Below are 11,297 nucleotides of genomic sequence, written 5' to 3' on the forward strand. Positions count from 1 at the left end.
AAGGTGCACCGGGTGCACTTCCATAGAAGACGCCCGGTGGAAACGAAGAGTCGAAAACACTTGCGGGACTGCTGGAGACAGGGAAATGGTCAAATAAGCTGGATGAGGCCCTGCCCCCGTGAAACCCTCGAGCGAGGGAGGGGAGAAGATGCTCCGGAACATCAGGGCCTACCGCCAGGACTCAGAGCACTTCCTCCGGCGCGGTGAGCTGATAAAGAGCTTCGAGTGCCTGATCTGGCCTAGGCGATTCTAGAACTCGGCATGGAACTAGAGCTACTTAGGACCGAGGCAGGCAAATGATAGAGTTGATTCTCCTTAGCCTGCTCATCGCTACGGTTTTCTCGATGGTGGGGCTGGTGGGAGGGGTCCTCATCGTTCCGGCGCTCGTCCTCCTCTTCAGTCTGACAACACAACAAGCCGTGGGAGTGAGCCTCTTCGCCGTGATGTTCACGACGATATCAGCGACCCTTACCTACGCTGTGAGAGGCAAAATCAACTACAGGGTTGGGCTTTTGCTGGATACCCTCGATGTCCCCGGCGCGGTGGTGGGGCGTACCTCACCACGCTGATAGCATCAAGATGGCTTGCAGGATGTTTGGAGGGCTCCTCCTTTTCATCGCGGTTTACATCGCCGCGAAAAGGAATTCCCGCAGCAAAGTTCCCCCGGAGCATAAATTTCCCTGACCTCACGGATGGTCGTGTACTGCATGTCAGGGGGCTTTATGAGCGGGTTGGTTTCCGCGATTTTTGGCGTCGGGGGCGGGATAATCGATGAGGCAGTGATGATACTTCTGCTTGGGATGTCCATACACCTTTCAGCCGGGAGAGCCATGTTCGGGATGGCCATCACAACCGTTGCGGCGGTCCTCCCCCACCGGTTCTTGGTAAATGTGCTCCTTGGCTACGCCATCCCGCTCACCATTGGTTGCGTGTTGGGTGGACAGATCTGCCCTTACCTCTCCGGGCGCGTGCGGGCGGGCGCACTGAGAAAAATCCTAGGAGCTGTGATAATTTTCGTCGGGCTGCGGATGCTGCTGGTGCCGTTCCTCTAGGTCAAATTTGAGTACTACCGGCCCCTTCCCCTCAAGAGCTTTGGAAGGAGGAATTTTATGAGTAAGAGCATCAGCAAAAGCTGTCTGAACGTGGCTATCCACTGGACGGGACTCGCGGGATCTATGGGGCCGCTGGGATACAACCCATACTGGTTAAACCAGAAAATTATGATGAAAACGTTCGCTAGTTCAAAGTGTAAAAGAAGGCAGGGACATCACCGGCACCAGCACTAGGAGGGGCAGGAGGAAGAGGCTGAACTGAGGAGGGAACATATAGGTGCTTGCTAGGAGGGCGGCCATCATCGCCCAGGACTTTCTAAGAAAGTCAGTTTTTCTTGTCAAAACTAGGGCGGTAAATGATAAGAAGAGCAGGGCCCACGCGAGAGTAGAATGTCTCGTAGGAGCCAAACAAGTATAGCCAGAAAGAGTTCTCATTAACCCTCACGGAGGTATGGGAATAGCTCCACAGCCAGCCGTTGAAATTGCAGACCATGAATGGGAGATTGAAGGCCAGAAAACCCCTAGAGTTATGCCCGCTATCTGAAAGCGCCTGGCCCCTCCCCTCCCCTGCTGCATGAACACCGGAAGGAGGACCAAGGGTATGAGTTTGGCCGCCGCCCCCAGGCCGAGAAATACGCTAGAAAGCTTTGCGCGTTTTCTGAGCCAGAAATAAATCGCGGCAGTCATGAATCCTACGGCGACGATGACCCAATTGTAGTAGACGAACCATATCATCGAGAGGGTGAGGACGCAAAACAAGAGGATCCGGTTGGTGTCTATCTTCTTGGCCTTGCAGGTGAGGTAGAGCGAAATGACCGTCATCAGCGCGAAGGGTACATGAGGACAGTGGTCACGGCGTGGTAGGCGACTTCACTTCCGAAGGAACTCGCGGCCCAGACGATCAGGCCGATGGTGGGTGGGTACTCCAAGTTGTGATCCAGATAAGGGACCTTGGGATGACCGGTTCACAGACGCTCCCGCTCCCAGATGTACATAAACTCTGATTCCAAAAGATGACTCCATCATGAGTTTAACGAAGCTAAAGAGGTATCCTTATCGGTCATCAAATTTCCAATTATCTCTGATTGGGATCAACGCCGGGCCGGTTAGGCGTATATATCCTTCCATCACCAAACTGATGCTCACAAGCCCTAAATCCACCAAACGTCAGCGCTTATTTGTGGTCGAGGCCATGAATGATAAAACAATCAATGCTGTCAAGAAGGAGAACTCAGGGTCTAAGAACCCGGAAAAAATCTTATTTATGTCAATAGATGAGGCGCTCGCTCGATTGAAAACCTCTCAGTCAGGGCTCACATCCAAAGAGGCGAAAAAGCGCCTTAAAATATACGGATACAACGAACTCGTCAGGAAGAAAAGGACTGCCCTCGCCGAATTCCTATCTCATTTCAGGAGCCCGCTGGTGATCATACTGCTGATCGCCGGTTTGATCTCCGGCTTTCTTGGAGAGCTGACCAACGCCATCATAATATTCGTGATAGTGCTCCTGAGCACCCTTCTCCTTTTTTATCAGGAGTCTCGAGCCGATAAAGCTTCTGAGATGCTCAAGAAGAAGGTAACTACCACAGCGACTGTGCTCAGGGATGGCGTAAAGAAGGAGGTGGACCTCCGAGAGATCGTCCCTGGTGATATAATCTACCTATCGGCTGGTGACATCGTCCCCGCGGACGCAAGGATCATAACCGCGAAAGACCTCTTCGTAAATCAGTCGGTACTCACCGGGGAATCGCTACCAGTCGAAAAAACACCAAATCCTCCTACAACTGAGGGGGCACCCATTACCGAGTGGAACAACTACCTCTTTCTGGGGACATCTGTTGTCAGCGGCGCGGCAACTGCAGTTGTCGTCAATACTGGGAATTCCACCGAATATGGAAAGATCGCGAGAAGGCTTGCCGAAAGGCCGCCCGAGACGGAATTCGAGAGGGGACTTAGGAGGTTCGGATTTCTGATAGTGGAGGTCACCTTCCTGCTTGTCCTTTTCGTTTTCCTGATTAACGCCCTTTACAAACGCAACGTGCTGGAATCCCTGTTGTTCTCCGTAGCCCTAGCAGTCGGCCTGACCCCTGAACTTCTTCCCATGATAATCACGTTGACCCTCTCAAAGGGCGCGATATCAATGTCAAGGAAGGGCGTAATCGTGAAGCGCCTGTCGTCCATTCAGAACCTCGGAAGCATGGATGTCCTGTGCACAGACAAGACCGGCACGCTAACGGAGAACAGGATAAAGCTCGTGCTGCATGTGGACTTGGAAGGTAAGGACAACGACAAGGTGCTCCTTTATTCATTCCTCAACAGCTACCACCAGACCGGACTGAAGAGTCCGCTCGATGAGGCAATACTGAAGCACGAAGAGATTGATGTGAAAGGATATCAGAAGATAGATGAGATCCCATTCGACTTCTCGAGAAGGCGGATATCTGTCGTTGTAGAGCGCGAAGGTCAACGTATCCTGATATCCAAGGGGAGCCCAGAAATTCTGACGACATGCTCCAGCTGTGAGTTTGGCGGGAGAATGGTTGAGCTGACCAGGGCCTTACGCGACAGGATAGAGCAGAAATATTATGACCTCAGCTCCGAGGGGTTCAGGACCCTAGGGGTTTCTTACAAGATGGTCGGAGAGAAACAGGTATACTCGGTGAACGATGAAGCCGGGATGGTTTTCCTTGGATTCGTGGCTTTCATCGACCCGCCAAAGGAAACTGCCAGAGAATCGATCCAATTGTTGAGAAAACACGGGGTGGATCTGAAGATCATCACCGGTGACAACGAGATAGTCACCAGAAAGGTGTGCGAATATCTGAACTTCGAAATCAGGGGAATCGTTTTGGGGAACGAAATCGACCAGATGCAGGATGACGCTTTGGCTAGGGTCGTAGAGGAGGCCAACGTCTTCGCTAGAGTTACTCCTGTTCAGAAGGACAGGATAATCCTCGCGCTGAAGAAAAACGGCCATGTCGTTGGGTACATGGGGGACGGTATAAACGACGCACCACCTTTGAAGACATCCGACGTTGGCATATCAGTGGACAACGCGGTGGATGTTGCGAAGGAGTCAGCAGACATAATCCTCCTGCAGTCTGATCTCAAAGTTCTGAACGACGGGGTCATTGAGGGGAGGAAGGCCTTCGGAAACGCCATGAAGTACATAATGATGGGAACGAGTTCTAACTTCGGCAACATGTTCAGTGCAGCGGGTGCTTCCCTGTTCCTGCCTTTCCTGCCAATGCTTCCGACACAGATACTCCTCAACAACTTGCTCTATGACCTGTCGGAGTTCACAATACCCACCGACAACGTTGACCCGGAGTACATAGAAAAGCCCAAGAAGATGAATGTTGCATTCATAAGAAGATTCATGCTCATCATGGGGCCCATAAGCTCCGTTTTCGACTTCCTGACTTTCTTTCTGATGATACTGGTCTTCAGTGCGATCGAGCCAGTGTTTCAAACTGCCTGGTTCATAGAGTCCCTGTTCACGCAAACCTTGGTGATATTCGTCATAAGAACGCGGATGCCACCCTTCAAGAGCAGGCCAAGTAAGGCCTTACTCGTGAGTAGCGTCAGCGTCTTAGGGGTCGCACTGTTGGTGCCCCTGACCCCAGTGGGAAAACTGTTCGGATTTGTGGAGCCCCCGCCACTGTTCTACGCCTTTTTGGCAGGGTTTGTGGTCTCCTACTTGGCTCTGGTCGAGATAGTGAAAAGGTGGTTCTACGGGAGATACTCCGCTCTTCTGGAGCAGGTTTCAGCCCCGGCCGAGACCATCCCATACATGGGTAGGACTGCGGTTTTAATCCAAGATATGGTCGCCGTCATCGCCCTTCGCCCGGAAAGTGAGATGAGCATCGATTCTCTGCTGGAAGATCTGAAAACAGGCACGAGCTATCCCCTCGAACCAGAACGTTTAGTGCAGGGGCTCAACCATTTGCGACGGGCAGGGGTTATCCGTATAGACTGGCACAAGAGGTTGATCGCCCGTCAGGAGGCGATGAGAGATTATGTGATAAAATATGTGGTTGGAGGACCGATGTGGCCAAGGATAGCGCAAAATTGGCGTCGAATGGGCCGCGTGGTGAAATCGAAATACGGGAAAATTAATCCAGATTTTCAAGGTTTACTTGCCCCACAAAGCAAGAGGTGATCTCGTTCACGTGAAGTTTTACCGCGCGCAGCGTGAGGAATTAGGTCACTGAACTTGCTAAATTTACGCAAGGCGACTTAATTTTTAGCACCGCTTACTCGATGATCCGCCTAAAATTCATCGAGGCTATGACGAACATCGTCACATCGAAAAGCGCTATCACGAGCAGATCAAATCCAAGGCCAGACAAGTCTCCGCTTATCGTCAGCCCCCTCACGGCGTCCACCAAGTAGCTCATGGGGTTAAACAGCGAAATTTCTCGCAGGATAGGGGGCATCATGCTGATCGGATACAACGCATTGCTCATGAAGAAGAGTGGGAAAGTGATTGCTTGACCCAATCCCATGAATCTCTCTCTAGTTTTCATAAAAGAGGCGACGAAGAGGGACACCGCAGCAAAACCTCCCGAGGCGAAGAATATTATCAGGAAAGCCAAGGTAAAATAAAAAGCGTTGGGTACGAATCTGACCCCCATGAGCAAGGCTACCGGGATAATTATCAGTATTTGGAACACGGCCCTGACGCCCGCGGCCATCGATCTGCCTATGACGGTGGCATATCTGGGAGCGGGCGTGACGAGGAGCTTCTTCAGGATGCCGGAATCTCTCTCCCAGACTATGGTCAGACCGTAAAATATGCTGACAAAAACTGTCGACTGGATAAGAACGCCCGGGGTGATGTAGGCTATATAGGACATGCCCCCCGTTGGTATCGCCTTCACGGCGGCCATGACAGGGCCGAAGACGACAATCCACAATATGGGCTGAACCGCCCTGGTGTAAAGCTCCGTCCTATCGTGCCTGAGTCTTCTGAGCTCCAACTCTATCATGGCGAGCATGTTCCTCAGCGAATCCATCATGCCTACCCCTTTCCAATCATGCGCCTTACATGTTTCACATCGCTGATCCTTTCACGCGACTCAAGTCTAGTTCCAGCGTACTTCAGAAAGACATCGTCCAAGCTCGGTTTGGTTACGGAGATTTTCTCGACAGAGACACCTCCCGCCCTCAAGATTTCCATGATATCTGGCAGGGCTCTTTCGGCGTCCTCGACCACGAGGCTAATTTTAGAATCGCTTTCGGTCACATCGTTTGTCGGGCTCTGCGCCCTGAGTTTGTCCAAGCATTCCCCGCTGATTTTTTCGCCTTTTATCTCTAACTGGACGACTTCCCCACCAACTGAACGCCTAAGCTCTTCAGCGGTGCCCTGCTTCATGATTTTCCCCTGGTTTATTATGGCTATTTCATCCGAGTAAAGGTCGGCTTCGTCCATGTAATGCGTGTTGAAGAAGATCGTCGTCCCGTACTCTCTCCTGATGGAGGAGAGTTCTTCCCAGACAACCTTTCTGGCAGAGGGATCCAGACCGATGGTTGGCTCGTCTAGGAACAAGATCTTGGGTTTGACCAAAATAGTGCAAGCGATTTCAAGTCTCCTGAGCATCCCGCCGGAATAATTCTTGACGAGGTCGTTTGCGACTTCGCGCAAACCCATCTTTTCCAAGGCATCCTCAATGACCGCTTTCCTTTCGTGGGGCGGGATGCCGTAGATCTTGGCGTAGATGAGGAGGTTTTCGTAGCCGCTTATGTCAGTCCAGACGCTCATCTCTTGGGGAATGTAGCTTATAAGTTTCCTGACCTCGGCACCAGCGCGCGAAACATCTAGCCCAAAAACACGGGCTTCGCCTGAGGTTGGCTTTATTTGGGTGGTCAATATCCTCATCAGGGTAGTCTTGCCCGCGCCGTTGGGGCCTAACAGGGCAAAAATCTTGCCCTCCTCAACCTGCAAATCGACACCGTCCAAGGCCACGACCCGGTGGTCATAGATCTTGACAAGGCCCCTAACTTCGACTGCCAGATTCATGGAAATCACAAAACAAATTTATGTTTGATATGTGGACAATAAACGTTTTTAATTGTTTTGATTTTGCACCTCATCTTATGACCACGAGATTTAATCGACAATTTCGCGTCCGTCAACACCAATTGATATCGAGATTTTTTTGCCGGTCGTATACCACAAATTTAAGTTTAATGAAGGATGTTAGGTTGGCTAAAAGGGGGTGTCGCCTTGGAAATCAAAACAACTTCAGAGTATAGGAAACTATCGCCTGAAGAAACCATCAGACTGCTGGACTCGACTGAGAACGGTCTCGCGGAATCTGAGGCTATGAATCGAATCGGAGTGTTTGGATATAACGAGGTGGCGGAGAAAAAGAAGAGCCCGCTCCTTGAGTTCTTATCGCGTTACTGGGCCCCCATGCCATGGTTGTTGGAGCTGGCGATGCTTCTTTCGTTCGTCTTAGGCCATTATCTTGAAGCGGCGATAATTTTCATTTTGCTCACGATAAATGCCATCATAGGTTACCTGCACGCGTCTCGTTCGCGGAGAGCATTGGAACTCCTAAAGAAAAAGCTGGCGATCAAGGCAAAAGTATTGCGGGATGGTAAATGGTGCACAAAAGATGCTAAGGAGCTCGTGCCAGGAGACATCGTCTTCGTTGAGCTGGGCGATATTGTGCCGGCTGATGCCAAGATCTTGAGCGGCGAAGTTTCGGTCGACCAATCGGCTTTGACCGGGGAATCGTTACCGGTAGATTTACACCGGTCTGACATCATCTATTCTAGTTCCATTGTGCGGCGGGGAAAAGCCAAGTGCATCGTGGTTAATACGGGAGCGAACACGTACTTTGGCCGGACGGCTGAACTAGTCGAAACTGCTAGGCCAAAGTCTCATCAAGAGGAAATAATCTTCGCCATAGTCAAATATTTGATGTGCCTCGGCGTGGTTGCGTTGATCTTAGTTTCATCGTATGCCGTGTTCATGAACTTGAACATCTTATTGATACCGATTTTTGCCGTGACTTTCCTCATGGGGGCGATTCCCATCGCCTTGCCCGCTGTACTCACCGTACTCCAAGCCGCTGGGGCTATGGAACTCGCTAGGAGAAACGTGCTGGTGACTGGACTAGGTTCGATTGAGGATGCTGCCTCGATAGATGTCCTTTGCCTCGACAAAACGGGCACGATAACGCAAAACAGAATATCCGTGGTCGACTGCATAGCATTTTCTGGCTACAAAAAAGAAGATGTAGCCGCGATGGCAAGTTTGGCTTCTGTTGAGGAAAATGGAGATCCAATAGATCTCGCAGTTATTGGATACGGCAAAACCGTGGGTGTCAATCTTAACACATATAAACGGCATTCGTTCACACCGTTTGACCCAATAACCAAGAGATCAGAAGCGATTGTCGAGGCCGAGGGGAAGCGCTTCTGGGTCGTCAAGGGCGCACCACAGATTGTGATCTCCATGACAGAAAAGATTGATAAAGAGGTCCGGGAAAATGCGGAGAAAATGGTGGAAGAACTATCTCGAAAAGGATACAGGGTATTGGCCGTGGCTAGGTCTGAAGACGGCGGTTTGGAGAACCTTCGACTTATGGGATTGCTATCGCTGGCCGACCCGGTTAGGCCGGATTCAAAAGAGATGATAGAAGAGGCGCGGAAACTTGGGATAAAACCCATGATGCTCACCGGCGACAATATCGCCATAGCTAAGGAAATAGCCCGAGAAGTATCGATAGGTGACAGAATTATTCGAATGGCTGATATCAAGGACCTGAGCGAGGCTGAACAGGCAAAAGTCGCCGAAGAATGCGACGGTTTCGCTGAAGTGTATCCTGAAGAGAAGTATAAAATAGTGAAACTTCTGCAGTCCGGAGGACACATGGTGGGGATGACCGGTGACGGTGTAAACGACGCGCCAGCTTTGAAGCAGGCGGAGATGGGGATAGCCGTGAACAACTCAACTGATGTGGCAAAAGCATCCGCTAGCGTGGTCTTAACTGAACCGGGCACAAAAGCGATAGTCGACGCGATAAAGACGAGCAGACGGATATACCAGCGAATGCTAACTTGGGTGATAAACAAAGTCACTAAGACGATCCAATTTATCGGTCTGCTTACCTTGGGCTTTTTCTGGTTCCACGACGTGGTGATAACGCTTCTGGGTATGTCTCTCCTAGTATTCGCAAATGATTTCGCGACAATGTCTTTGGCAACCGACAATGTGGAGTACACCGAAAACCCAAACAAGTGGAATGTGAAGAACATTACATTGGCTTCGCTTGTAATAGGAGTGCTGCTCGTTGCTGAGGGTGTTTTCGTAATTCTGATCGCCATAAGCTACTTCCGTCTTGGATGGAATGAATTACGCACTTTAGTGACGCTGACGCTGATATTCACGAGTCAATTTAGAGTAATTATCGTCAGGGAAAGGAGATATTTCTGGTCCTCACTTCCGAGCAAAGGGTTACTCATCTCCTCTGTTGCGGCTGTAATGGGTTTTGCGCTACTGGGTGTTTACGGCATAATTATCCAGCCGATTCCCCTATATCAGGTTCTCTTTGCTCTGGGATTCTCGATGTTGTTCACCTTTGGCATTGACCCACTCAAGTACTATGTGTTCAAAAAACTCGGATTGTGAAAAAGGTGCCACTTACCTCAAAACGTTGGGTCCTTAACTCTACAGGACTGTATTATCCCTAATTAGTTGCACTCATTTTGAAGGATCCCTGAAATACACCTCCGCCGGGAATTGATAGCTCAAGGCCTGATGGGGCCTCTCGTAGTTGTAGTACTGGAAAAACGCTCCAAGCGTCCTGTACCTCCAGGCTTCCTCCCCGTAGGTTCGATGAAACCTCTCGACCTTGCCCATGGTCGTTGGCCTGCGCTTGCTGGCCAAGATGTACTGGATCCCAAGTTCCCTCAACATCTGGGTGAACTCGCTCTCGCCGCGTTCCTTGCCCTCATCAGCACAGTAGAATTGTGTCCTTTGGTCGGTCAGCACCTGCTCGGGAAATCCGTACCTCTTCCCGCACTTCCCGAACAGCCTCAAAGCGAACTCTGTCGTGGCGTCGTGCTCTATTCTGGCTCCCGGAACAAATCTCGTCGATCATCGAGGAGAGTGAGCATTCATCGATCGTCCTCCGTGAGCTTGAAATCCGCCTGCTAGAGGCTGTTTGAGTGCATTCTTTCGAACCTGCGTTTCCCCCATGTTTTTCCGATGAAGTCTATCGGCTGGTTAACCCCTTCCTCGACGAGGATGCGGTAGACCAAATTGTGGCTTAGCGGTGGTACTCCTCTGGGTCCGAATTCTCTTATGTAGCGCTCGATCCTGCACGGACCCCAATCGTGCTTCTCCCTCAGCTCGAGCACGAACTTCCTTGTACGGTCGTCTATCACCATCATCAACTTGTTTGGTTTGTTTGCCATTTCTTCTCTGCTGCAATCCTAGTACTTTTCAATCCAATAGTAAGCCGTGCTCCGTGGAATTCGGAGATGCGCGGCTATCTTCTCACCGCTCCCTTGGTAGTGCTTTCGTATGCACCACGATCTCATCTTCACCTCCTCTGAGGTTTCTATTGTTTGTTGGGCTAAAGTCTAGAAATTAAAAGATAGCACGCGCAATGTCTCCAACCGAGACCCTTATCTGGCTTGGATCATAGGGATCGTAGACGAACGCCAAGTGCTTTTCCCACTCCACTGTGGGGCCAGTGGTTGATTCGTGGAGCCAGTTTCCTCTGACCTTACCGGGTTGATCAAAGTCTATTTTGCCGCGGAGGGGTTCAGCCATGCGTCTGACTCCCGTGATCGGATTGTAGAGCTTTTAGGGAAAATCGGGTGTTAAGCTGGTATGCAAGGCTAGCCTGAATACCTCCGACAAGCCAAAAATGTTCGGAGGTGGAAAAACATGCCCCAAGTGGTAGTAGGTCTTGACATGCACCTGAACAAAACGCATGGGACTGTGATGACGATGGAAGGGAAAATCGTGAAACAGTCAAGGTTTCCGACGAGCAAGGATGAACTCCAGAAGTTCCTGGAGGGTGTGCCAAAAGGCACCAAGGTGGCACTGGAGTCGGTGGGATTCTGCTGGCCGTGGATAGACTATATCGAGGAGCTCGGCCATGAACCACTGCTGGCAAATCCGATCAAGCTGAAGCAGAGGGCGGAGGACGTGAAGACGGACAAGGTCGACAGCGAACTTCTAGCCCACTTCACCCGAATGAACTTTCTGCCGATCTGCTA

Annotated in this window: 12 protein-coding genes; 6 read left to right on the forward strand and 6 right to left on the reverse strand. The window is 50.8% G+C overall.

Going from position 1 to position 11,297, the window contains the following annotated elements; genetic code table 11:
* Positions 1–118: 118 nt before the first annotated feature.
* From ACP5PX_RS06480 to ACP5PX_RS06490, 3 genes are all read left to right on the forward strand, one after another.
* On the forward strand, positions 119–253 hold the full coding sequence (locus ACP5PX_RS06480) for a DUF357 domain-containing protein (RefSeq protein ID WP_428085147.1): 135 nt from the start codon (positions 119–121) through the stop codon (positions 251–253).
* A 43-nt stretch (positions 254–296) separates the two neighbouring features.
* Positions 297–569: a TSUP family transporter gene (locus ACP5PX_RS06485; RefSeq protein ID WP_428085149.1), complete on the forward strand. Its 273-nt coding sequence runs from the start codon at positions 297–299 to the stop codon at positions 567–569.
* A gap of 138 nt (positions 570–707) precedes the next feature.
* Positions 708–1,052: a TSUP family transporter gene (locus ACP5PX_RS06490; protein WP_428085151.1), complete on the forward strand. Its 345-nt coding sequence runs from the start codon at positions 708–710 to the stop codon at positions 1,050–1,052.
* Between the two features lie 441 nt (positions 1,053–1,493).
* Here ACP5PX_RS06490 and ACP5PX_RS06495 read toward each other — a convergent pair whose 3' ends face one another.
* A complete protein-coding gene (locus ACP5PX_RS06495) occupies positions 1,494–1,874 on the reverse strand; it encodes a glycosyltransferase 87 family protein (RefSeq protein ID WP_428085153.1) in 381 nt (126 codons plus the stop codon).
* A 358-nt stretch (positions 1,875–2,232) separates the two neighbouring features.
* On the opposite strand from ACP5PX_RS06495, the gene mgtA reads away from it, so the two are divergent.
* Positions 2,233–5,214, forward strand: a complete 2,982-nt coding sequence (mgtA, locus tag ACP5PX_RS06500) for a magnesium-translocating P-type ATPase (protein WP_428085156.1) — start codon at positions 2,233–2,235, stop codon at positions 5,212–5,214.
* A gap of 94 nt (positions 5,215–5,308) precedes the next feature.
* Here the strand turns inward: mgtA and ACP5PX_RS06505 are convergent, their stop codons facing one another.
* Positions 5,309–6,073, reverse strand: coding sequence for an ABC transporter permease (locus ACP5PX_RS06505; RefSeq protein ID WP_428085158.1), 765 nt, complete (start codon positions 6,071–6,073; stop codon positions 5,309–5,311).
* Positions 6,074–6,075: 2 nt separating this feature from the next.
* Entirely contained in the window at positions 6,076–7,074 is a 999-nt protein-coding gene (locus tag ACP5PX_RS06510) for an ATP-binding cassette domain-containing protein (protein ID WP_428085160.1), read from the reverse strand.
* 207 nt (positions 7,075–7,281) lie between these two features.
* Between ACP5PX_RS06510 and ACP5PX_RS06515 the strand changes: the two genes are divergently transcribed.
* Complete coding sequence (locus ACP5PX_RS06515) at positions 7,282–9,696, forward strand: plasma-membrane proton-efflux P-type ATPase (protein WP_428085162.1); 2,415 nt, start codon at positions 7,282–7,284, stop codon at positions 9,694–9,696.
* Between the two features lie 72 nt (positions 9,697–9,768).
* Here ACP5PX_RS06515 and ACP5PX_RS06520 read toward each other — a convergent pair whose 3' ends face one another.
* The 3 genes from ACP5PX_RS06520 to ACP5PX_RS06530 form a co-directional block, all read right to left on the reverse strand.
* Complete coding sequence (locus tag ACP5PX_RS06520) at positions 9,769–10,107, reverse strand: integrase core domain-containing protein (RefSeq protein WP_428085164.1); 339 nt, start codon at positions 10,105–10,107, stop codon at positions 9,769–9,771.
* Between the two features lie 113 nt (positions 10,108–10,220).
* Positions 10,221–10,484: a hypothetical protein gene (locus tag ACP5PX_RS06525; protein WP_428085167.1), complete on the reverse strand. Its 264-nt coding sequence runs from the start codon at positions 10,482–10,484 to the stop codon at positions 10,221–10,223.
* A 175-nt stretch (positions 10,485–10,659) separates the two neighbouring features.
* The gene (locus ACP5PX_RS06530) at positions 10,660–10,845 is read right to left on the reverse strand and encodes a hypothetical protein (protein WP_428085168.1); all 186 of its coding nucleotides are present in this window, start codon (positions 10,843–10,845) and stop codon (positions 10,660–10,662) included.
* 117 nt (positions 10,846–10,962) lie between these two features.
* On the opposite strand from ACP5PX_RS06530, the gene ACP5PX_RS06535 reads away from it, so the two are divergent.
* Positions 10,963–11,297 (forward strand): IS110 family transposase (locus ACP5PX_RS06535; protein WP_428085169.1); only part of this gene is annotated, 335 nt, incomplete at its 3' end.

Source organism: Hadarchaeum sp. (SeqCode) (assembly GCF_049969415.1).
Classification (GTDB): Archaea; Hadarchaeota; Hadarchaeia; order Hadarchaeales; family Hadarchaeaceae; genus Hadarchaeum.

Bases quoted from the DNA above. Each gene is read 5' to 3' on its own strand.
- ACP5PX_RS06530 (WP_428085168.1), bottom strand. From the start codon at position 10,845: ATGGCTGAACCCCTCCGCGGCAAAATAGACTTTGATCAACCCGGTAAG.
- ACP5PX_RS06495 (WP_428085153.1), bottom strand. From the start codon at position 1,874: ATGACGGTCATTTCGCTCTACCTCACCTGCAAGGCCAAGAAGATAGAC.
- ACP5PX_RS06510 (WP_428085160.1), bottom strand. From the start codon at position 7,074: ATGAATCTGGCAGTCGAAGTTAGGGGCCTTGTCAAGATCTATGACCAC.
- ACP5PX_RS06490 (WP_428085151.1), top strand. From the start codon at position 708: ATGTCAGGGGGCTTTATGAGCGGGTTGGTTTCCGCGATTTTTGGCGTC.
- ACP5PX_RS06525 (WP_428085167.1), bottom strand. From the start codon at position 10,484: ATGGCAAACAAACCAAACAAGTTGATGATGGTGATAGACGACCGTACA.
- ACP5PX_RS06505 (WP_428085158.1), bottom strand. From the start codon at position 6,073: ATGATGGATTCGCTGAGGAACATGCTCGCCATGATAGAGTTGGAGCTC.
- ACP5PX_RS06485 (WP_428085149.1), top strand. From the start codon at position 297: ATGATAGAGTTGATTCTCCTTAGCCTGCTCATCGCTACGGTTTTCTCG.